18 protein-coding genes are annotated in these 22,914 nt (G+C 58.2%); 9 read left to right on the forward strand and 9 right to left on the reverse strand.

Annotated features, from left to right (window positions below; genetic code table 11):
• Positions 1-37: 37 nt before the first annotated feature.
• From GCE01_RS13705 to hrcA, 3 genes are all read right to left on the reverse strand, one after another.
• On the reverse strand, positions 38-2,656 hold the full coding sequence (locus GCE01_RS13705) for a penicillin-binding protein 1A (protein WP_099213301.1): 2,619 nt from the start codon (positions 2,654-2,656) through the stop codon (positions 38-40).
• Between the two features lie 85 nt (positions 2,657-2,741).
• Positions 2,742-3,632 (reverse strand): aldo/keto reductase, encoded by an 891-nt coding sequence (locus GCE01_RS13710; RefSeq protein WP_099213302.1) that lies wholly within the window; start codon positions 3,630-3,632, stop codon positions 2,742-2,744.
• 62 nt (positions 3,633-3,694) lie between these two features.
• A complete protein-coding gene (hrcA, locus tag GCE01_RS13715; protein ID WP_046900246.1) occupies positions 3,695-4,765 on the reverse strand; it encodes a heat-inducible transcriptional repressor HrcA in 1,071 nt (356 codons plus the stop codon).
• Between the two features lie 83 nt (positions 4,766-4,848).
• On the opposite strand from hrcA, the gene rph reads away from it, so the two are divergent.
• On the forward strand, positions 4,849-5,559 hold the full coding sequence (gene rph, locus GCE01_RS13720) for a ribonuclease PH (protein WP_099213351.1): 711 nt from the start codon (positions 4,849-4,851) through the stop codon (positions 5,557-5,559).
• Positions 5,559-6,158 (forward strand): RdgB/HAM1 family non-canonical purine NTP pyrophosphatase, encoded by a 600-nt coding sequence (gene rdgB, locus GCE01_RS13725; protein ID WP_099213303.1) that lies wholly within the window; start codon positions 5,559-5,561, stop codon positions 6,156-6,158. The genes rph and rdgB overlap by 1 nt, the downstream gene beginning before the upstream one ends.
• On the opposite strand, the gene GCE01_RS13730 is transcribed toward rdgB, so the two are convergent.
• From GCE01_RS13730 to GCE01_RS13740, 3 genes are all read right to left on the reverse strand, one after another.
• Positions 6,136-6,597 (reverse strand): hypothetical protein, encoded by a 462-nt coding sequence (locus tag GCE01_RS13730; RefSeq protein ID WP_174694855.1) that lies wholly within the window; start codon positions 6,595-6,597, stop codon positions 6,136-6,138. The genes rdgB and GCE01_RS13730 overlap by 23 nt on opposite strands.
• Positions 6,598-6,832: 235 nt before the next feature.
• Positions 6,833-8,218: an amidohydrolase family protein gene (locus GCE01_RS13735; protein WP_099213352.1), complete on the reverse strand. Its 1,386-nt coding sequence runs from the start codon at positions 8,216-8,218 to the stop codon at positions 6,833-6,835.
• Between the two features lie 101 nt (positions 8,219-8,319).
• Positions 8,320-10,158 (reverse strand): ABC transporter ATP-binding protein, encoded by a 1,839-nt coding sequence (locus tag GCE01_RS13740; RefSeq protein WP_099213304.1) that lies wholly within the window; start codon positions 10,156-10,158, stop codon positions 8,320-8,322.
• A 121-nt stretch (positions 10,159-10,279) separates the two neighbouring features.
• Here GCE01_RS13740 and nth point away from each other — a divergent pair, with 121 nt between their 5' ends.
• Complete coding sequence (nth, locus tag GCE01_RS13745) at positions 10,280-10,960, forward strand: endonuclease III (RefSeq protein ID WP_174694856.1); 681 nt, start codon at positions 10,280-10,282, stop codon at positions 10,958-10,960.
• Between the two features lie 6 nt (positions 10,961-10,966).
• Here nth and GCE01_RS13750 read toward each other — a convergent pair whose 3' ends face one another.
• From GCE01_RS13750 to GCE01_RS13760, 3 genes are all read right to left on the reverse strand, one after another.
• Entirely contained in the window at positions 10,967-13,048 is a 2,082-nt protein-coding gene (locus GCE01_RS13750; RefSeq protein ID WP_099213354.1) for a ComEC/Rec2 family competence protein, read from the reverse strand.
• A 163-nt stretch (positions 13,049-13,211) separates the two neighbouring features.
• Positions 13,212-13,937, reverse strand: a complete 726-nt coding sequence (locus tag GCE01_RS13755) for an NADPH-dependent F420 reductase (RefSeq protein ID WP_099213305.1) — start codon at positions 13,935-13,937, stop codon at positions 13,212-13,214.
• On the reverse strand, positions 13,934-14,521 hold the full coding sequence (locus GCE01_RS13760; RefSeq protein WP_064274299.1) for a hypothetical protein: 588 nt from the start codon (positions 14,519-14,521) through the stop codon (positions 13,934-13,936). The genes GCE01_RS13755 and GCE01_RS13760 overlap by 4 nt, the downstream gene beginning before the upstream one ends.
• 200 nt (positions 14,522-14,721) lie before the next feature.
• Here GCE01_RS13760 and gltX point away from each other — a divergent pair, with 200 nt between their 5' ends.
• Genes gltX through topA form a run of 6 tightly spaced genes read left to right on the forward strand, consistent with a single transcriptional unit; the run spans position 14,722 to position 22,911 of the window.
• On the forward strand, positions 14,722-16,125 hold the full coding sequence (gltX, locus tag GCE01_RS13765; RefSeq protein ID WP_064274235.1) for a glutamate--tRNA ligase: 1,404 nt from the start codon (positions 14,722-14,724) through the stop codon (positions 16,123-16,125).
• Positions 16,118-17,059 carry an aspartate carbamoyltransferase catalytic subunit gene (locus GCE01_RS13770; RefSeq protein ID WP_099213306.1) on the forward strand — a complete coding sequence of 314 codons (942 nt, stop codon included), beginning with the start codon at positions 16,118-16,120 and terminating at the stop codon, positions 17,057-17,059. Before gltX ends, GCE01_RS13770 begins: the two co-directional genes overlap by 8 nt.
• On the forward strand, positions 17,056-18,330 hold the full coding sequence (locus GCE01_RS13775) for a dihydroorotase (RefSeq protein ID WP_099213307.1): 1,275 nt from the start codon (positions 17,056-17,058) through the stop codon (positions 18,328-18,330). Before GCE01_RS13770 ends, GCE01_RS13775 begins: the two co-directional genes overlap by 4 nt.
• Entirely contained in the window at positions 18,327-18,956 is a 630-nt protein-coding gene (gene plsY / locus GCE01_RS13780; RefSeq protein WP_099213308.1) for a glycerol-3-phosphate 1-O-acyltransferase PlsY, read from the forward strand. Before GCE01_RS13775 ends, plsY begins: the two co-directional genes overlap by 4 nt.
• Before the next feature lie 41 nt (positions 18,957-18,997).
• On the forward strand, positions 18,998-20,185 hold the full coding sequence (dprA, locus tag GCE01_RS13785; protein WP_099213309.1) for a DNA-processing protein DprA: 1,188 nt from the start codon (positions 18,998-19,000) through the stop codon (positions 20,183-20,185).
• 20 nt (positions 20,186-20,205) lie between these two features.
• Positions 20,206-22,911 (forward strand): type I DNA topoisomerase, encoded by a 2,706-nt coding sequence (topA, locus tag GCE01_RS13790; RefSeq protein WP_099213310.1) that lies wholly within the window; start codon positions 20,206-20,208, stop codon positions 22,909-22,911.
• The last annotated feature ends 3 nt before the right edge of the window (positions 22,912-22,914 follow it).

Below are 22,914 nucleotides of genomic sequence, written 5' to 3' on the forward strand. Positions count from 1 at the left end.
AAATACTCCACTTATATATAAGGTGGTTTGGCTGCCCTCAGTACAGGCCGCCTACACCAATGTCACCATCCGATGCCGCAGGTTTCTGGGCCTGAGGCTTGGTATTCGGGGAAGACCCAACACTCGGCGCGCTGGTGTCTGTCATATCGCTCTCGGAATCCGAAATAACGGCATCCGCCCCGGTATCTGCCGCTGTCAGGGCTTCCGTACCAGCACCGAAGCCATGCAGAGCCACCGACGCACCCGGAACCTGATCAGCCTTGAAGCCGTCAGTCGCAGTGATACGGCCGGTGTTGTAGGACGCCAGCGTGATATCGGCCGGAACACGGAAATCCAGCTTCGGCCGGTTGGCGAGGGCCACCTTCATGATCTTGTTCCATATCGGGCCGGCAATGCGGGCACCATCAGCGTTCCGCCCGAGCGTTTGTGGCGTATCGAAACCGACCCAGACGATCGTGACGATATCCGGCGAAAAGCCAGCAAACCAGGCATCATGGAAATCCTGACTGGTGCCGGTCTTGCCCGCGATGGGACGGTCGATCCCAGCCCCCGCCATGCGACCTGTGCCGTTCGCAATGACGTCTTTCAGCATGGCTACGATCTGATAGGAGCTGGCTTCACTGGCGAGCACGGGACGGCTGTCTGTAATGGAGGGAACCGAAATGCTCCCGGCAACGGGAGCTGCTGGCGGCGCAGTTGTTGCTCCAACTTCGGGCGTGACTGGAGCAATCGTGGGGGATGAAGGATCAGCGGCCGGTGGAGCTGGGGGAGCCTGCAACGTTGTTCCTAACGCCAGACCTGGCGCACGCCAGATGATATTGCCCAGACGATCCTGAACGTCATCCACCAGTGTCGGCGACACTACATGACCGCCGTTTGCAATGGTTGCGTAGGCTGCTGTTTCCTTGAGGACCGTTGTCTCGACGGCACCAAGAGCAGCAGGCAACACATGCGGCATTTCATCCACAAGCCCCGCCTTGATGGCAGTATCTGCAACAGCCTTCATGCCCAGATGAGCGGCCACCCGGATCGTCACGAGGTTCCGGCTTTCACGCAGAGCATCGTGCAGAGTGGTCGGGCCCCAGTTGTCGTGCTCGTAGTTCTTGGGGTGCCAGTCGCCGTAAGACACAGGGGAGTCATCAAACTTCTCGGACGGAGAAATACCCTGTTCCATAGCCGCCAGATACACAAACGGCTTGAAGGAAGAGCCTGGCTGACGCAGCGCCTGCGTTGCGCGGTTGAACTGACTTTCGTGGAACGACCATCCACCAACCATCGCCAGAACACGGCCTGTATGGACGTCCATCGTCACGACAGCGCCTTCAACCTGCGGAATTTGACGCAGGGCAACGGAGCCACTTTCCTGCGGCTCAATCATGATGACATCCCCAGCACGAAGCGGGTGCATCCGACGTGCCCATGCGATGTCTGTTGCCAGAAGAGGACCAGTCTTCGCTTGGCCTTCCTCATTCCAGCCCACGTGAGTTCCGCCAGGAAGAATGACGCCCAGACGCCACTCCCTTAGCATTCCGGCTGGACCTGAGACCTTATCGAGACTTTCTTCCCAGCCTTCTGCGTCAATGCCATCAAGATGGATGACCGGGCCACGCCAACCTCCGCGGCTCCGATCGTAATCCATCAGACCTTCATGCAGCAGCTTCGTCGCTGACACCTGAAGGGGCTGATCCAGACTGGTATGAACTTCAAGGCCGCCTTGAAGAGCGCGATCCTGACCATACAAGCTGATGAGCTGACGCCGGACCTCGGCCCCGAACCACTCTGAGTCCGGCAAAGGTCCAAACCGCTGTTTCTTCTGCGGGACCAGTGGCTCCTTCTTGTCTTCCTGAGCCTGCTCGCGGGAAATGACGCCGTTATCGGCCATCAGATCCAGAACAAGATTCCGGCGCATCAAGGCTGCGTCAGGATGAAGGAACGGATTGTAGTGTGTCGGTGACTTCGGAAGGGCCGCCAGTGACGCGGCTTCTGCATCATTCAGCTGGTCGAGAGGCTTGTTGAAATAGGTCTGGGCCGCGGCGGCGACACCAAAAGAGCCGTTCCCCAGATCCGCCCAGTTCAGATAGATCTCAAGAATCTTGTCCTTGGACAGCACCTGCTCCATTTTGACGGCAAGCAGGGCTTCCTTGATTTTACGATCAAGTGTGCGGGCATTGCTGTTAAGCAGCATCCCACGCGCAACCTGCTGCGTAATGGTGGACGCACCAACAGCACGGCGCCCATGGCGGGCAAAAACGTCCGTTACGCCTGCACGGGCGATGGCCATCACATCCACACCACCATGGGTGTAGAAATTGTGATCTTCCGTTGCGAGGAAGGCGCGCTTTACTCGATCCGGAATCGCTTCCAGCGGAACGAAAATGCGCCGCTCATTGGCAAGCTGAGCCATCAGGCGATCATCAGACGCATAGATGCGACTGACGGTCGGGGGCTGATAGGCCCTCAGGCTGTCCACACTTGGCAGATCAGCCACGAGTTTGGCGTAGGTGGTCCAACCCAAGATACCTGCACCCGCAACACCGACAAGCCCGACACCGGCGACGATGGCAAGAGACTGACGGAAACGGCGGAAACGGGGCCCGCGGGGCACACTGGCCCTGGGGTCCTGCGGATTACGGGAGCGAATGGAACGGCGCGTCATACAAACTGCATAGCACTGAAACGAGCCGTTCGTCGCCCCCACTGAAAAGGGTCATTTTGTGACAGTTTACGGCGGCTCGTGATCGTTATGATCCGGCGGCGGATTTCTTCCACACCTCTTCACCCTGCCGATTCAGAGTAGCAAACTCTTCATCGTTGAGATTCAAGGATGCTGCCCGAACATTAGAGGCCAGATGGGCTCTGCTTCCGGTCCCCGGAATGGGCAACATGACCGGTGACCTTTTCAGAAGCCACGCCAGAGCAATCTGCCCTGCATCTGCATGATGCCGATGCGCGATCTTGTCCATGTCCGTACCGGGCTTGGCCAGTTCTCCGGCAGCCAGAGGCGCCCAGGGAATGAAGCCGATGTTTTCCTTGGTACAGAAATCCAGAACATCTTCGGACTTGCGGTCCACAAGATTGAAGCGGTTCTGAACCGTCGAGACCGGGAAGTATTTCTGCGCGAGCTTGATGTCCTTCACGCTCACTTCCGACAGACCCACGTGCCGGATCAGGCCTTCTTCGCGGAATTTGGCAATTGCCTCGAACTGCTTTTCTGCCGGGCAATCTGGTCCAATCCAATGCAACTGCCAGAGATCAATGTGCTCCACGCCCAGCCGTCGCATGGACATCAACACGCACTGCCTCAGATAGTCAGGATTTCCGACTGGCTTCCAGATATCTGGACCATGCCGTGTCAGGCCGCCCTTCGTCGCAATGACCATCTTCTTGTAAGGATAAAGCACTTCACGGATCAGGTTTTCCGAGACGAACGGACCGTAGGAATCCGCTGTATCAATAAAATCCACCCCGAACTTCGGGAGGCTTTCAAGGGTCTGGACCACTTCTTCGTGGTCTGGAGGTTCATCCCAGATGCCCTTGCCGGTAATGCGCATCGCGCCAAACCCGAGGCGGTGGACCTTGAGATCACCACCAATGAGGAACGTACCGGATTTCTTTGCGTCAATCGTAGCCATGGACTCTTTCCTTTCCGATGGACGCAGGATTCAACAGCGCAAAGGCGGAAGGGTTGCAGTCACTATCCCAGCAGGCGCCCGACCATCCGGGCCGTGTAATCCACGACGGGTACAATTCGCCCGTAATTCAGGCGCGTTGGCCCGATGACACCAATGGCGCCCACGATTTTCTGGGCCTCATTGCGGGCTGGCGCGACGATCATGGACACGCCCGACATTCCAAACATTCCGCTCTCACTGCCGATATAGATTCGCACACCTTCCGAAGCGTCTGCCAGTTGCAGGAGCTGAAGCATGGTCTCCTGCGTTTCGAGGTGATCGAACAGCATACGGATCGTGGTCAGTCGTTCGATCTCGGTGATATCCGCCAGCAGCTTGCCCTGCCCCCGAACGAACAGCGTTCCGCCATCAGCGTCCCATGTGGCCAGACCACTTTCGATGACGCTGGCGGTCAAAGCATCAAGTTCGTGGCGGTTGACGTCCATTTCCTTGCTGACACGCTCTTTCAGAGTGCCAAGCGTCAGATCCCCCAGGTGGGCGTTAAGATAGTTCCCAGCCTCGACAAGGGCAGAATGCGGCAGTCCTGCCGGGGTTTCGATGATGCGATTTTCCACCTGGCCGTCTGAACTGACCAGCACCACGAGAACACGTCCCGGACCGAGCGCAACGAACTCAATATGTTTGAGCGTCGCGTCAGATTTAGGGGCCAACACCAGACCTGCTGCGGATGACAGACCCGACAGCATGGACGATGCTTCCGCCAGGGTCTCCTGATAGGACCGGCCATGAATTTCCAGCCTACTGTCGATACTGGCTCGATCTTCGTCAGTCAGGGCACCAAATTGAAGAAGACCTTCCACGAAGAGTTTAACACCCTTCTCGGTCGGCAGCCGCCCTGCGGACACATGAGGGCTGAACAACAGCCCGGCCCGGCCAAGATCTGCCATGACGTTGCGGATGGTCGCGGGAGACAGAGACAGATTCAAGCGCTGCGCCAGAGTGCGACTGCCGATTGGCTCCCCTGTTTCAACGTATTCTTCAACGATTTCCCGCAGGATCGCAGCTTCCCGCTCTCCCAATCCGGAAGCAAAGGAGTTCGGCATACGGAAGAAGGAAGGGTCAGGTCTGATCATGGTAAAACTGTATGTCGGGGCTGGAAGGCTTCTCGTCAAACGCGGTAGAGGCAGGGCTCGGTTCTGAGAGAGGATTTTTTCGCATGACAAAGCGCCCATCCGGACGCGCCTGTGACGAAGGTCGCGCCATTTCCATTGAAACAGGCTTTGCCCGACATGCGGAAGGTTCAGCACTTATCCGGGTGGGTGGAACGGAAGTTCTGTGCACGGCGTCTCTCGAAAATCGTGTCCCGCCCTTTCTGCGCAACAAGGGTCAAGGCTGGATTACGGCCGAGTATGGCATGCTTCCGCGCGCAACCCATCAGCGTGGCAACCGTGAAGCATCCAAGGGCAAGCAGTCTGGTCGGACGCAGGAAATCCAGCGCCTGATTGCAAGATCCCTGCGAGCCTGTGTGAATCTGAAGAAGCTGGGAGAACGGACCATCACGCTGGACTGTGATGTCCTGAACGCTGATGGCGGGACCCGCTGCGCTTCCATTACCGGCGCTTGGGTTGCTCTCTCCATGGCTCTGAAAAAAGCCAGTCTGTCCTCAGTCATGACAGCACAAATTGCGGCAGTCTCCTGCGGCCTGACCTCTGCTGGCGCCGTGCTGGACCTGGATTACGTTGAGGACAGTGCCGCTCAGGCTGACACGAACTTTGTTCTTACCGCAGAGGGTGGCATCGTCGAAATTCAGGGGACGGCGGAAACGTCCCCTTTTCAGGAAACTGAGTTTTTTGAACTGCTGCGTCTGGCCAAGCTGGGCACAGCCCCCCTCTTTAAAGCTCAGACTTCCGCACTGGAGACTTTGTAATGCGCCGCCTGTCCCGTGGGTCAAAAATTGTTCTGGCAAGCCACAATGCCGGGAAACTGCGTGAATTCTCCAGCCTGCTTGCAGAAAGCGGCATCACTGTTGTGTCTGCAGGAGAGCTAAATCTGCCAGAGCCGGATGAAACGGCAGACACATTTACGGGCAATGCTGAAATCAAGGCTCTGGCGGCGGCCCGTGCATCTGGTTTGCCAGCATTGGCGGATGATTCCGGCTTTTGCGTCTCGGCACTCGGCGGCCAGCCCGGCGTTTACTCGGCACGATGGGGCGGCCCTGCAAAAGACATGACCGTTGCCATGGAGCGTGTGCATCGCGAAATGGGTGAAACGTCAGACCACGCAGCATCGTTTGTGGCGGCGCTCTGCCTGGCATGGCCAGACGGCGAAACACATTGCGTGGTTGGGGAATGCCATGGCCAGACAGTCTGGCCTCCGCGTGGGGATCATGGTCACGGCTATGACCCGATGTTTGCACCAGAAGGCGAAAGCCGGACCTTCGCAGAAATGGGCGAGCACGAGAAAAACGCGATCAGTCACCGTGGCCGCGCGCTCACCCTTTTCCTTACTGAATGTGTGGAAGGCTGAACTCTAGGTTCGGCGAACAGGAGAGCTGCGGACTCTCCTGTTCCAGGTGATAGGGCCCTTTTGAACAGACCTCCACAGACAGCATGCCCGTCTCCTTGCCCAGAACATTTTCGAGTTCCAAGTGAGCACGCCCCTCTGTCCAGCGGGCATCATCGCCTTCGCTCGACGCCCATCCCATACTTTCAGGAAATGTAAGATGTGATGTGAGGCGGTGAGCCCCTCTGACGGCGTAAAGAGTGATGTCCCGGATCAGGACCCCGCGCTCTTCGCTGGGGCAAGACTGGCTGTGCCTGCGAGAGAGAAGCCAGAGTGATTTTATAGGGGTGGAAAGAATAAAAAGGGCATGGCTTCCCTGCCAGCGGGCTGGATGGATGAGATATCCATCATCACAAGCAAGGTGGAGGCCGGGATCGTTTGTAAGGTAGTCAAAAGAGGACATGCGTTTTCCTGCCGTATGCAGTGATTTTATTGTCCATCATCGAGCACGCACTTTCCCGACCATGGACAGCTCCATGAAGCAGACTGCAGTCTCTCATCCACACTACATTCTCGCCCGCTTCATAGAAATATTATGTCATAAACGGATCTGGTAACAGTATAAAATCAGGCTTCTGCAGAGAAAAACGGTTCGATAGATACTTTGTCGAAATGATAAATGTCAGGATGCACTCCCGTCAGAGCCCCTGGTGCCTAACAACAGGCCCGTGACTGACGAGAATACCCCGCTGCCACACCTGATCTACCTGATCGATATCCGCGATGCTTTGGTCTGGGGCGCCACGAACGATCAGAAGATCTGCCCGCTTCCCTGTTTTCAGAACGCCACGATCTTCAAGCTCAAGCAGTTCAGCGGCATTTCCAGTCGCCAAATGAATGGCTTCAAGCGGTGTCAGGCCAGCTTCCACGGTCAAGGCAAGTTCGCGATGTTCCGCAAACCCCGGCAAACGCGTTGGAGCAGCCCCTGAGTCTGTTCCAAAACCCACTTTCACACCTGCCCGATAAAGCGTCAGAAGGTTCTTCTGATTAATCGCAAGCGCGGTGTGCGAAGCCGCGACAAGCGGCTTGGAAAGTGTCTGTTTACGCCAGTCTGCATCTGAGAGCTGAGCCATCAGAGCAGGATCGATGGCGGCCGCAACGAAAGGAACATTCAGAAGCTCCGGATGCTCTGCAAAAAGGTAATTCGCCTCGTCTAAGCCCAGAGTAGCGATATACCAAACACCATGGGCCTTTACGGCGTCGATCAAAGCCTGATCAACCGGCTGATCCCGCACACCATGCGCGAGGATATTGGCCCCAGCATCCACGACAGCTTTGGCAATATCCAGATCATGAATATGGACCGCCACGCGCGTATTGTGCTGATGGGCTTCGTCTATGACCGCCCGGTAAATATCTGGAGACATCTTCGGAAGCGTCTTGCCATTCGGCACACCGTTCCGGAAATCATCCACCCAGAGTTTCACGAGATCCGTGTGTTCCGCGACCATACGGTCTACGTCCTGACGCGCCTCCTGCGGCGTGGTCGGACGATAAACCTGATCTGGACCTAGCCCTTTGACCATGGCCGATGGCGGTGCACCATTGGGAGCACCAATACCCTGATCGACGCCAAACAGATCCGCGCCTGGATTTTTACCCGCGTGCTGCTCCCGCCGCAGATCATCAAAGAGCGGCGATCGGTTCAGACCCAGCGCAGTCACGGTAAGGACGCCGTAATCACTGTACTGTTTCAGAGCCGCCAGAATATTGGCTCGGGTGTAGTTCTCGTTGCTGCCAGACGTTCCCTTGATGATACCGACATGGCTGTGGTCGCTGATCAGAGCGGGCAACAGAGTTTTGCCACTGAGATCGACATGTTCGGCGCCAGATGGGGCCGGATCACCGATAGAGACAATTCGCCCATCGTTGATGACGACTGTAACGTTTTCACGGACAGGGTCTCCTGTTCCATCGATCAGGCGGGCATGATCGAATGCTACAGGTTCTGCCTGCGCGGTGCAGGCCATCAACGTCGCCGGAGCGGCCAGCAAAAACCCCGCGAAAGCAAAACGAAGTGTCATGATGGAATTTCCCCTCAGCAGCATTCAGGCTGAGGGGAAACGTTCTGTCATGCAGAAAAGACCAATACAGTCTCGCGATTGTGAAAAGACCCTTGGAACTTTTAGCCTTCGAGAGACTGAAGCTCGAACAGGCGGCGGTAAATACCGCCCTCCTGAGCCACCAGCTCGGCATGAGTGCCATCTTCCTTCAACTCCCCCCGACTGAAGACAAGAATCCGATCCAGCTCCATCACCGTGGAAAGGCGATGGGCCACCACGATGACGGTGCGGTTCTGCATCAGGCGGCGCATTGCCTCCTGCACCAGGGATTCAGATTCTGAATCCAGACTGGATGTTGCTTCATCGAAAATAAGAATGGGCGCATCTGCAAGGAACGCCCGGGCAATCGCGACACGCTGACGCTCACCGCCCGAGAGCTTGACCCCGCGTTCACCGACCATCGTGTTGTAGCCTTCCGGCAGACGCTCAATAAAGGCTGCTGCGTTGGCCTGACGCGCTGCTTCCTTGATGTCTTCAATGGATGCCGAAGGCCGGGCATAGGCGATATTCTCAGCCAGTGTGCGGTGAAACAGCACGGGTTCCTGTGGAACAATGGCAATGTGCGACCGCAGGGAGTCCTGCGTGACATGCGCGATGTCCTGACCATCAACCGTGATGCGCCCACTGTTCACATCATACAGGCGTTGCAGAAGTTTCGTGAGGGTCGTCTTTCCAGATCCACTCGGCCCCACGAGGGCCACACGTGATCCCGGCGCGATATCGATTGTGAGGTCCTGATAAAGAGGTTTGTCCTGCCCCGGATACTGGAATGTCACGTGCTCGAAGTGGACTTCGCCCTTCGTAAAGCGTGCAGGCTGGGCATCTGGTGCATCCTGAATAGCCGAATCCCGGCGGAAGATGGCGATCAGCTCTTCCATCTCATTGACGGAACGCTGCACCTGACTGACCTGCTGGCCCAGGTCTCGAAGATATCCCTGCACAAGAAACATCATTGTCAGAACGTATGCGACGTCACCCGGCCCGGCCTTGCCCTGCCACCACAGCATGACGGCAAGCCCGATCATGAGCATCCGCATCACAAGAGAGGCCAGCGCCTGAATATTGGCGCTATTGGTGCCGCGGAGCCATGTCCTCAGGGTACGTCCGCGCCAGCCTTCGACGATGGTGTCCAGCCGCTGCTCTTCCCGCTTTTCAGAGCCGAACGCTTTGACAACCGGATTGCAGGTGACGGAATCCGCGATGGCTGCACCCATTTTCGTGTCCCATTCATTGGATGCACGGGCGCTGGGCGCAACATAGCGGAGCGTCAGGATAATTGAGAGCCAGGCAAACAGCACGACCGAAACCGCAAGGACCGATCCCATAAGGGGAGAACGGAACATGAGGACGGCCGTAGTGCCACCGAGCACCAGAACCTCTGGCCCGATCATTAGCAGCAGGGTGTCGTCCAGTGTGTCGATAGCCCACATGCCTCGGGTCAGGCGGCGAACCGTCGATCCGGCAAAGGTATTGGCGTGCCAGTCCGTTGAGAATCGCTGCACGCGGGCAAAGGCCTGATTGAGGACCTTGTGCATGATTGCCAGCGTCAGATGTGAAATCCCGACAAAAGACGACCGACGACCAAACAGCCCAATCAAGCCAAGCGCAATTAATCCTCCCACCATAAGGAACGCATCATTACGCAGGCTCAGAAGCTCATCGGTTTTCGGGATGGTTGGCCCGGCGGCGTGTTTGGAAATATCCGAGACAAGGCGACCAGCCAGAATCGGTGTGACGACGTCTGCCAGTGTGGCGAGCGCCACACCAGAGAGTGTCCAGGCCAGCAGCGCTGGATGTGCCAGCCAGCGGCGGCAGACAAAGGACAGGACTTCTGTAAAGGAAACGTCGATTTTCCGGCCTTCCTGTTTCTGGCCGGTGAGTTGCGTAGAAGTATCGGACACGAAGAGCTCCGCCGTCTTGTCCCTCAAGGACAACGGCCTGATGGCATGAAATTTTCAGATGTTTCGCGTATCTTGCCGGACAGTCCGGATCAGACGCAACAGCCCGCGCGGAGTTTCAGCCATGACAGACGCCACCAGACCCATGAGCAAGGCCGCGGCCAAGGCTTTCATTACTGCTCTGGCCGAAGCCAACCCGGATGCGGAAAGCGAGCTGATCTTCCGCAATACGTTTGAGCTTCTGGTGAGCGTGGTTCTGTCGGCTCAGGCCACGGACAAGTCCGTCAACAAGGCGACCAAGGGGCTGTTTGAACACGCGCCCGATCCGAAAAGCATGGCGGAACTCGGAGAAGCCGGGATCGCACAATACATCAAAACAATCGGCTTATGGCGCGCCAAGGCGCATAACGTGGCCCTGCTGTGCGAGCAGCTTCTGGAGCGACATGGTGGGGACGTCCCCGCTGACCGCAAGTCTCTTGAGGCATTGGCTGGCGTCGGGCGAAAGACCGCCAACGTAGTGATGAATGTTGCGTTTGGGGCCGATACCATGGCGGTTGATACGCATATTTTTCGCATCGGGAACCGGACCGGGCTGGCTCCGGGGAAAACAACCCGGCAGGTTGAGGATGGTCTGGTAGCGCGCATTCCCAAGGATATGCTGCGGCCAGCGCATCACTGGCTGATCCTGCATGGGCGTTATGTTTGTAAGGCCCGTGCGCCTGAATGCTGGCGCTGCCCGGCGACACAATGGTGTCTGTATCCGGACAAGCGTCTCACGCCACCCCGCACAAAAGAAGCTGCCTGATTGAAGCTACTCTGCCTCAGCCAAGGGCAGATTGGGCATTCCGTGTGAGCCTATGGCAGGAACCCAGGGACGGCTCCCACGCCAGCTCCGATCCGAGACAAGCTCTGGACCGCCTCGATGGAGAAAGACCGCATAGGCGCCATTTCTCCAGACCGAAAAGCGATCAATAAACGGAACTCCGGGGCAGGCATTACGGGCCGGAGATGCACTCACAAACAGGCTAATTCTTTGACAGTTCTGCTCAGACGGCAAACGAACACCATCCAGACTATCTTTGGCCCGCAGCAACACCGTCTGGCCTTTGAGTGAGACACGGCAGAGACCCGTCATGCAGTCAGGTGGCAGGGAGCCTGTTGGCAGAGCCAGCGCCCGTTCCCAGTCCTGAAGCGCCAGATTTTCGAGACTGCCATGAGGACCAACCATCAGAACGCCGTCGCCCCTCAAGGCAAGCCCCCCTGCATCAGCGGAAACCAGAACGTCCGGATGAGGCGCCATCCAGATGGAGAGAATTCCCACACCCATAGGCCCTAATCCAACGAGACGAGGCCAGCCCTTCCAGAGGCACAACCAGCACAGCCCAAGAAGCAAGGCAGCAAGTCCCCAGCCTGGCGTGGCTGGAACAGGTTCGTAAGCAAACGGGAACATCGCAACTGTGTGCGCGATGATCTGAATAATCCGGATGCCCCACCCCATGACGATGAGCGGAAGACCCGCGGCATGCAGTGGCATCAGGAGCAGGGACAGGAGACCTGCGGGCATGATCCAGACGGCGGCCAAAGGAACGGCCAGCATGTTGGCGAGCACGAACCACGGCTGGAAGACACCAAAATGCGCCATGCTGACCGGCAGGGTCGCTAGCCCCGCAAGAAGACTGGTGAGGGACAAGGCAGCCAGATGGGACAGGACGACGCGCCCTGACCCCCCTTCGCCTCGAAGTCGTGCAAGCGGTTCACGCAGAACTTCATACCCGGCGATCAGCCCCATCACGGCGGCAAAAGACATCTGAAAAGAAACGTCCAGAACGGAAACCGGAGAAACAAGCAGGATAACGAGCGCAATCAGGGCAAGTGAGCGTATGGACAGTGCGCGCCGCCCTGTAACAAGAGCCAGCGTGACCAGTGCCGCCATGCCGAGCGCGCGGACGCTGGGCAGATGAGCACCGGTCAACAGGACATATCCGATACCGGCAAAAAATCCTGAAACTGCTGCGATTTCTCGACAGGGCCAATACAGAGCCAGGCGCTCAAAGGAAGTCAGAAACGCGCGAACAGAAACCGTGACGACAGCCATGACCAACCCAAGATGCAGCCCGGCGACAGCCAGAAGATGCGCCAGCCCTGAGGCAGCGAATTCCTGACGGGTGGAGGCATCAATCCCGCCCGCCTCTCCTGCGAGCAGCGTCGCGGCAATGGCGCCGGTCTGGCCGGGGAGCACGCTTTCGATGCGCGCTTCTACGGCTTCTCTCAGCCCCTCCAGGCCTGCCGTCGCGTCTGCACTGTCCACGTGGAGTGTGCCCAAAGCATACCCACTCCCTGCTGAGCCAGAGAACCAGGCTTCCCGTTGCAGATCGCGGCCGCCCGGCCATGACGGAGCCGAAGGAGACCGCAACATTGCCCTGATCTGGACGGTACTGCCCGGTAATGGGGATGCGGAATCATCATCACGGAGTTTCAAACGCAACGTACGTTTGAGAGGCGCCATTCCTGCGTCGACTGGCGTATCGAACGTTGCGTGCGCCAGAACAATCCGTCTCCCGCCTTCATCGCTACCTGGCCTGGGAGGCAGTGTCTCTAGCGCGATAACCTGCCCTGTGATGACAGAGGCTCGCGTTGGCAGAGATGGCATGGGCGGTTGTCGGCGTGTCTGCCATGAGGCGTCCAGAAAGCCGATCAGAAGTCCTGAAATTACCAGGAATAGAAACAGTAAGGTCGGACGCTTCCGCCAGAACCAGACGGCCACCGCTACGCAGCCCGAAATACCCAAAGTAGGCCAAAGAGGGGGTTCGGAGCGGAGTGTCAGATACGTGAGGGCCCCCAATGCAACCGCGACAGGGAGCCAGCAGAACAGCCGCCGCCCCTGCTCTGCCAAGATCCTCTCAATCAGCGACGGGCGGAGGCCACCACTGGCTGGCGCGTCAGGAGAGGTGTCAAACTCATCAAGCAACAGAGTATCGGCAGGAGATATCGGACGGTTCACGGGCAGAGCGTAACGGATTTTAGTCCATCACGCTCTGCCGTAATTCCGGTGCCCGTCAGTTATGAAGGTGCAGCGCGCTTCTGAGACCCGCAGCGTCCCGTTCCAGCTCAAAACCCGCGCTAGCTGGCTGGAAGAGCCGAGCGCTGGCGAGCCCTCCCGTCACAACAGGGTCGAAACCGGCGGCCTCAACCAGATCCTTGACCTTGAGCACCGCCGCCGTGTCATCACCTGCGATCGGTACGGCGAGACGTGGGTCTGGCCGGTGTGCTTCGGCACGCAGGCTGGTCATGTCGATGGAATTGAAAACCCGTACGACATGCGCAGAGGGAAAATATCGCTGAGTGGTAATGCCTGCGCCATCCCTGAGAGCAACATCAGCAATCCATCCGTCGCGACCCACATAAGGATTGGCAGGGTCAATTATGACCTTGTCGGTCAATGTCCGGTTCAGATCGCGCCCAAGAGCAGGTATCGCGCCATACGGTACGGCAAGCACCACGACTTTGCCGAAAGCAGCAGCCTGAAGGGGCGTGCCAGCAGACGCCAAAGGCCCGAGCGTCTGCGCCAGAGCTTGGGCGTCCGCTATATTACGGGCGGAAAGCATGACACAATAGCCTGCCTGTACCCACAGGGCTGCCAGCGTTCTGCCAACCTGTCCGGAACCAATAATACCGATTCTTGGGAGTTCACGCTTCGAGTCGGCCATTGCTGCGCTGCCAACGGCAGCCAGTCCGGCAACAGCGGCAAGGAAAGGGCGTCTGCGGAGAGGAAAATTCTTCATGAAGGGTGCCATTCTCGGGACAGAGAACCGCCCTTACCCTGGACGGGGTCGATCGAAGGGAAAGTCAGCGCGTTGATCCGAGCCAGTTGCTCCGCAGATGGCGCGCTCCGCAGAATGTCGAAAGACTGGCTCGGCGGATAAGCCCCGATGACTGTGAAATCGTCTGTGGAACCGACGTTACAGTGACCGGTTCCTGCCGGGAGCAATGCAACATCGCCACCGCGAACTTCGACTTCCCGCCCTTCAGGGCCACCAAGAATCAATCTGGCAGAACCGTTAGAGAACCCCAGAACCTCATGGCCCAGACTATGATAGTGATGGAAGGAATAAACCCCGTTCCGCCACCGCGCAGGCCAACCGTTCTGACCGAACAGGTGTTCATAAACATCTTCACGGCCCACGCCGCTCTCGAGCACATTCCGATAAAGAATGACGGGTAGATGCTGGTTGTTGGGCACCCATCCATTGGAGCGGAGCATGAAGGTCTCAACCCGTGCGGAAGACGCAGCGGCCTTCCGGATGCGGCCACTCCCCAGAGTCAGCCCGACCCCCGTCAGCATGGCGTTGAAATCTCGCCTGTCCATGATCACCCCCAGTGGAAATACTGGAGACAGGATAGGGAACGCATCGTTGGTGCAGGAAATCACACACGCTTGAAAAACCGGGTTTTTCTTCATGTAACGGCCTTGTGACACTTAAAGGCAACACATTGCAAAAGAGTGACACAATTTATGGTCGAACGATGCGGATGGCCCGTGCCGCATGACCATGATATGAGAGCCGCATGACCATCCGTACGCGCTTTGCACCCTCCCCTACGGGCCTGCTGCATGTTGGTAATGCCAGGGCTGCTCTGTTCAATTTCCTCTTCGCACGCCATCACGGTGGCGAATTCCTGTTGCGGATTGAGGACACTGACAAGGAACGTTCCACACAACGTGCCGTGGACGTCATCTTTGACGGCCTTGCCTGGATGGGAATTACGGCCGATGCCGAACCCGTTTTCCAGTCAGCCCGTCAGGACCGCCATACGGAAGTCGCTCTTGAGCTTCTGGCCAAAGGCGAAGCCTACAAGTGCTATTGCACGCCAGAAGAACTGACGGCCATGCGCGAGAAGGCCATGGCCGAGAAGCGTCCGCCCCGTTACGACGGCACCTGGCGTGACCGTGATCCGTCCGAAGCGCCGGAAGGTGCGCCTTATGTGATCCGCCTGAAGGCACCACGTGAGGGCGAGACCGTCATCAAGGATCTGGTGCAGGGCGAAGTCCGCGTTGCGAACGTGGAAATGGATGACCTGATCATCCTGCGTTCCGACGGCACGCCGACCTACCTGCACGCCGTGGTCTGTGATGACCATGACATGGAGATCACCCATGTCATGCGCGGTGATGACCATCTGACGAACACCTTCCGTCAGGCCATGATCTACCGCGCGATGGGCTGGGATCTGCCGCACTTCGCTCATCTGCCGCTGATTCATGGCCCGGATGGCGCCAAGCTGTCCAAGCGTCACGGCGCGCAGTCCGTCGTGGACTTCCGCGAGGAAGGCTACCTGCCGGAAGCCCTGTGCAACTACCTGCTCCGCCTGGGCTGGGGCCATGGTGATGCTGAGGTTCTGTCCCGTGAAGAGCAGATCAAGCTGTTCGATCTGGATGGCGTCGGTCGTTCCCCGTCCCGTATGGATTATGTGAAGCTGGCACACCTCAATGGTGTCTGGATGCGTCAGGCTGACGATGAGCGTCTCACAAACGATGTTCTGGAGCGTCTGCAAGGCCGTGAAGGCGTTGTTGCGGATGACCGCACGCGTGCCCGTGTTCTGGCCATGATGTCCGGCCTGAAGGAACGCGCCAAGACGCTGGTCGAACTGACGGATAACGCAGCCTTCGCAGGCTTCACACTTCCGCTGACCTTTACGCCCAAGGCTGAGAAGCTGCTGGACGAGAACGGTCGCAAGGTTCTTGAAGGCGTCGGGCATGATCTGGCAGCTCTGCCGGATTTCACAGCGGAAGCCATCGACGGTGCCCTCCGCGCCTATGCCGAGAAGAACGAGCTGAAGCTTGGCTCCGTAGCTCAGCCGCTCCGGGCAGCAATGACAGGGTCCACGACATCTCCGGGCATTGACCTGACGCTGGCGGCTCTTGGCCGTGACGAGGTTCTGGCCCGCATTGCGAGTGTGCTCAGTGCCTGAGCGGCCATCCGTCCCCCGGCATCTGCTGGGAATCGAGGGGCTAACAGCGGGGCAAATTGCTCCGTTCCTCGATCTGGCGGAGAGCTATGCACTCCTGAGCCGTTCTCGTTCCGCACCACGGGATGCGTTGCGGGGCCGGACAGTCATCAATCTGTTCTTCGAGGACAGCACCCGTACCCGCACCAGTTTCGAACTGGCAGGCAAACGCCTTGGCGCAGACGTCATAAACATGACGGTCGCGACCAGCTCGGTGAATAAGGGCGAGACGCTGCTGGATACGGCATCCACGCTGAATGCCATGCGCTGCGATCTGCTTGTCGTGCGTCATGGCCAGTCCGGTGCACCGGCCCTGCTGTCGCAGAAGGTCGAAGCCAGCGTGGTGAATGCTGGCGATGGCACGCATGAACATCCAACTCAGGCTTTATTGGATGCTCTGACCATTCGCCGTCATTTTGGACGTCTGGAAGGTCTGACAATCGCAATCTGCGGCGACGTTGGCCACAGCCGCGTGGCACGTTCTAACATCCACCTTCTGACTGCATTGGGAAACTCGGTGCGTCTGGTTGGCCCGCCGACACTGTTGCCATCTGCAATGGCAGAACTTGGCAATGTCACGCTGTATTCAGACATGGATGAGGCCTTAAAAGGCGCGGATGTCGTTATGTCCCTACGCCTCCAGAAAGAGCGCATGGGAGCAGGCCTCGTTCCGAGTTCCCGCGAGTATTTCCGGTTCTTCGGCTTGGACAGACGCCGTCTGGCACTGGCAAATCCCGGTGCGCTGGTCATGCATCCCGGCCCCATGAACCGTGGCGTCGAGATTGCGTCCGATGTTGCGGATTCAGACCAGAGCGTGATTGCTGAACAAGTGGAAATGGGTGTGGCGGTGCGTATGGCCGTTCTTGATCGCCTGTCACGCGCACGGATGCCCTCATGACGATTACTGTTTTTGAAAATGTCCGTCTGGTCGATCCAGCATCTGGCCGAGATGGCATCGGACGCCTGACGGTTGAAGACGGCTGCATCGCCGCTATCGACAGCCCCGAGACGCCAGAAGGCGCGCGCGTGATTGATGGTCAGGGCGCAGTTCTGTGCCCAGGGCTTGTGGATATGCGTGTTGCCTTGGGTGAACCGGGCTTTGAGTATCGTGAAAGCGTCAAGTCAGGTGCGCGGGCTGCCGTGGCGGGTGGGATTACCACCATGGCCGTTCTGCCCAACACGTCTCCGGCAATCGACAATCCGGCGCTGGTGCATCTTCTGAAGGTGCGCGGCGAAGAGACGGGTATGGTCTCTATTCACCCTTATGGCGCGCTGACGCGTGGTTGCGAGGGCGGAGACATGGCGGAGCTGGGCCTGTTGCAGGATGCAGGAGCTGTTGCCTTTACCGATGGCACGCGTGCCATCACAGACGCCAAGCAGATGCGAAATCTGCTGTCCTATTCCCGCTTCCTTGACGCGCTGGTTGTGCAGCACCCGGAAGAGCCTTCGCTCGCCAAGGGCGCCTGCGCGACGGCAAGTGCGCTGGCGGTCCGTTTGGGTCTACCGCAGGTTCCGGCCGCGGCTGAGGCGATCATGATTGCCCGCGATCTTCGTTTGGCCGAGATGACTGGGGCGAGACTGCATTTCGCGCACGTCTCTACCGCCGAAGGGCTAGATCTGATCCGGACAGCCAAAACACATGGTATCAAAGTAACATGTGACACAGCGCCCCCTTATTTCGCCATGACGGAAGAAGACATTGGGGACTTTCGTACCTACGCGAAGTTCTCCCCACCGCTCCGTGCGGAATCAGACAGAGCAGCGGTTTGTGCGGCCCTTGCTGATGGTACGATTGATGCCGTGGCATCTGATCACGCCCCGGCAGATGCGGACGACAAACGTCTTCCATTCGCGCAGGCGCGTGCAGGTGGGACAGGTCTTGTCACGCTTCTGGGTGTGACACTGGGCGCAGGGCTGCCTCTGATGGATGCCCTGCGTCTTGTCACCTGTGCTCCTGCCGCTCTTCTGGGCATTTCGGCGGGAACACTGGCAATTGGTCAGGATGCCGATCTCTGCCTATTCGACCCTGATGCTGTTTGGGAAGTGACGGCTGGCGAACTGCCGGGCCGGGCCCAAAATACGCCATTTGATGGTCAGAAGCTGACAGGACGGGTCCTGCGGACCTTCCGACGAGGTCGTGAGGTCTTCACGGCTGAGGGCTTGGTATGACGCTGTCTCATCCCAACCTGCTGCTTGTCGCCACAATCGCGTATGTTATCGGGAGCATCCCGTTCGGGCTGATTTTAACGGCTCTCGGCGGCGGCGGAGACATTCGCCAGATTGGTTCCGGTAATATTGGCGCCACCAATGTCCTGCGGACTGGTCGCAAGGGCTTGGCTGCGGCCACCCTTCTTCTGGATGCTCTCAAAGGAGCGCTGGCAGTCTTTCTGGCGCTTCGGTTCGGTGGTGGCCCGCCGTCACTCGCCATGGCCGTAGCGGCAGTCTCGGTGGTGGTCGGACACTGTTTCCCTGTCTGGCTTGGATTCAGGGGCGGAAAGGGCGTTGCCACGGGACTCGGGACAATCTGGGTTTTGTGTTGGCCTGTTGGTGTGGCGTGCTGCGTGGTCTGGCTCGCCGTAGCGCGGATAAGCCGGATTTCGTCAGCTGGAGCGCTTTCAGCGTTTCTTGTTGCGCCGATTTTGATGGTTGTCGTGCTGGGCCGGGGTGCCAGTTCTCCCATTCCTGTCGCAACTTTTCTCATCGCCCTCCTGATTTGGGTGCGACACTATAGCAATATAGTCCGTCTACTGACGGGCAACGAACCTCGGGTGAACGCCAAGACAAAATCATCCTGATTTTAAGCAACCGTTAATGAAATTCGGATAGGAGCGAAAACATGACGACGTTTTCTGCTCCACCGTTCCGGTTGTCTGATCAAGAGCGACTCGACGCGATGCGTCTTGCTCGCACGCCGGGCGTGGGTCCGATCAATTTTTCCAGGCTGCTTTGCCAATATGGCAGCCCGACTGCTGCTCTTTCCGCACTTCCTGAACGGATGCGTCAGGCTGGTCGTCTGGATCTTCCGGTTATTCCATCGGCTAACCAGATGGCCGATGAAGTTGAAACCCTCCGGAAAATGGGTGGAAACGTTTTGATCCGGGGGGACGCCAATTATCCCCTGATGCTGTCCTTCATCAAAGACGCTCCCCCTGTGCTTTTTGTTCAGGGAGATCCAGCTAAACTCTCTCTGCGCTCTGTCGGCATTGTTGGGGCACGCAACGCTTCAGCCGCGGGCATTCGCATGGCCGAAAGCCTCTCTGCCGAGCTGGCAGACTCGAAAATCTGTGTTGTTTCAGGTCTGGCCCGTGGGATCGATTCGGCTGCTCATGAGGCAGCCCTTTATCCCGGCCTGACGGCGGCGGCTGTCGCTGGAGGGCTGGATCACGTGTACCCGCCAGAAAATGCGAAGTTACAGGCCAATATTGCCGAACGCGGGTGCCTGGTGACAGAGGCGCCATTGGGTACCGTTCCCCAAGCGCGGCACTTTCCTCGCCGCAATCGGCTGATTGCCGGGATCTCTCTCGGATGCGTTGTTGTGGAAGCCGCACTGCATTCCGGAACGCTGATTACGGCCAGTCTGGCGATCTCATACGACAGAGAAGTCTATGCCGTTCCCGGCTCGCCACTCGATCCCCGGTCTCGCGGCGGCAATGAGCTTTTAAGGCGCGGAGCGACGCTCACGGAAAATGTGCAGGATATTCTTTCTTGCCTCCCTTCCGAGCTCCCGGCTCCCCTTTCACCTCCATGGGTAAAGCAGTCGCACCAACCTGGTATTTTGCAAGGCTTTTCAGAACCTTACACAGCATGGAATGTGAGTACGGAGGATCACTGGGAAGACCCCGATCTTGTACTGTCTGAGGTGCTTCCGCTTCTCTCCATGACACCGGTAACAGTTGACGAGGTGATGCGCCGCTGCCAGTTCTCCGTTTCGGCAGTACTGTCGACACTGACCGAGCTTGAGCTTGGGGGTGTCGTGGAGTTCGTGCCCGGCGGGCGCGTGGCGTTACAGCCGAACAGGAAGTGACGCGGAAGACCGGAGTGGCAATGACAGACGTTGTGGTAGTCGAGAGCCCATCAAAGGCCAAGACGATCAACAAGTATCTGGGAAGCGGGTTTACCGTTCTTGCTTCCTTCGGCCATGTGCGGGATCTGCCGCCCAAGGACGGGAGCGTACGCCCGGACGAGAACTTTGCCATGAGCTGGCAGACGGACGACCGGGGCGCCAAACAGATTGCGGCCATTGCCAAGGCTCTCAAGGGAGCAAAGAACCTCTATCTGGCCACTGACCCGGATCGCGAAGGTGAAGCAATCTCGTGGCATGTGCGCAGTGTCCTTGAAGAAAAGAAGCTCCTGAAGGGAATCGACGTTCATCGCGTCACCTTCAACGAAATTACGAAATCTGCTGTCACTGCCGCGATGGCTGGCCCACGTGAGCTGGATCAGCCCCTGATTGACGCTTATCTGGCCCGTCGTGCGCTGGACTATCTGGTGGGCTTTACGCTGTCGCCAGTGCTTTGGCGTAAGCTACCGGGCAGCAAGAGTGCCGGTCGCGTGCAGTCCGTAGCGCTCCGCCTCATTTGTGAGCGTGAAGCCGAGATCGAGGTTTTCAAGCCGAAGGAATACTGGACCGTTACTGGCGGGTTCAATACTCCGGCGAAAGCAGCTTTTCAGGCGCGCCTCACCCATCTGCGTGGTGACAAACTCGACCAGTTCGATCTCAATAACGAACAGCTGGCCTTTGAGGCTCGTGACATCGTACAGGCCGGTCAGTTCACCGTTCGCTCTGTCGAGCGCAAACGGACGAAGCGCAACCCACCACCGCCATTCACGACCTCTACGCTTCAGCAGGAAGCCTCCCGCAAGCTTGGCATGAGCGCGCAGACAACGATGCGCACGGCCCAGCAGCTTTATGAGGGCGTGGATCTTGGTGGTGAGACGATCGGTCTGATCACCTACATGCGAACCGATGGCGTCACGATGGCCAAGGAAGCAATCGGTGCGATTCGCGGGCATATCGGCAAGGCATTTGGGGACGAGTACGTGCCGGATTATCCGCGCGCCTATTCGACCAAAGCCAAGAATGCGCAGGAAGCGCATGAAGCCGTGCGCCCTACGGATGTGTTCCGCACACCTCAACAGGTCGCTCATGCGCTGTCTCCTGAACAGCGGCGGCTGTATGAACTGGTCTGGAAGCGCGCGGTTGCGTCACAGATGCAGTCTGCCGAGCTTGATCAGGTTGCAGTCACTCTGGCGGATGCCAGCGGACAAACACTGCTTCGGGCAACGGGTTCGACGATTGCCTTCGACGGCTTCCTGAAGCTTTACATCGAAGGCAAGGACGATTCGAAGGCGGAAGACGACGACGGCAAGCTGCTTCCTGCCATGAAGGAAGGGGACCGCGTCGCGACGACGGCTGTTGACGCTGAGCAGCACTTCACCCAGCCGCCGCCGCGCTATTCCGAAGCGTCTCTGGTCAAGAAAATGGAAGAGATCGGCATCGGTCGTCCTTCCACCTATGCCTCTGTTCTGGGCGTTCTGCGGGACCGTAACTACGTTCGACTGGAAGCCAAGCGCTTCCTGCCGGAGGACCGCGGACGACTGGTCACAGCGTTCTTGACGTCCTTTTTCGAGCGTTATGTCGATACCGGCTTCACAGCGTCTCTTGAAGAACAGTTGGATGACATTTCCGGTGGGCGGGCTGACTGGCACGATGTCATGGCAGCCTTCTGGCATGACTTCTCGGCAGCCGTAGATCAGACAAAAGATCTGAAAATCTCGGACGTCATTGACGCTCTAGATGAAGATCTGGGCGATCACTTCTTCCCGCCCAAGGACGACGGTACTGATCCACGGGTCTGCACATCTTGCGGCACAGGCCGTCTGGGTCTGCGTCTTGGCAAGTTTGGCGCCTTCATCGGTTGCTCCAACTATCCGACCTGCCAATTCACGCGACGTCTGGTCGCTGATGACGGTGCGGATGAGGGGCTCAAGGACGGTATCAAGGTTCTGGGCCAGCATCCGGACACCAGTGAGGACATCACCATTCGTCGTGGGCCCTATGGACTGTATGTCCAGCAGGGGGAACCCAACCCGGAAGACAAGAAGGCCAAGCCCAAGCGTACAACAATCCCCAAAGGGCTGGACGGCAACACCATGACCATGGAGCAGGCTCTGGGACTTCTGTCCCTACCCCGCCTGGTTGGGATGCATCCGGAAACCGGGGAAAAGATCGAAGCCGGCCTTGGACGGTTTGGGCCGTATGTGAAGATGGGTGCGATCTACGGCACGCTGGACAAGGACGATGACGTCCTGACGGTTGGGCTGAACCGGGCAGTCGACAGCCTGGCGAAGAAGCTCGCCTCCATCCGTAACCTGGGAGCGCATCCCAAGGACGGTGAGCCGGTCATGATCCGCAAGGGGCGTTTTGGTCCGTATGCGCAGCATGGCCAGTTGATTGCCAATCTGCCCAAAGATCAGGACATGAATGACATCACGCTCGACGCTGCGGTGGCACTCCTGGCTGAGAAGGGCAAACCTCTGAAGGGGGGCGCCAAGAAGACCACTGCGAAGAAGGCTCCAGCCAAAACGGCAAAAAGCAAAAAAACTTCGGATGTGGATGCAACTTCTGGCGAAGAAGCTCCAAAGAAAAAGACGACCCGCGCCACAACAAAAACTTCGACGGCGCGGAAAACAGCCGGATCCGCAACGAAAAAGCGGAAAACGGCAGCAGACTCTTCCTCGGAAGCCTGAAGC

The organism is Gluconobacter cerinus, assembly GCF_002723935.1.
GTDB lineage: Bacteria > Pseudomonadota > Alphaproteobacteria > Acetobacterales > Acetobacteraceae > Gluconobacter > Gluconobacter cerinus.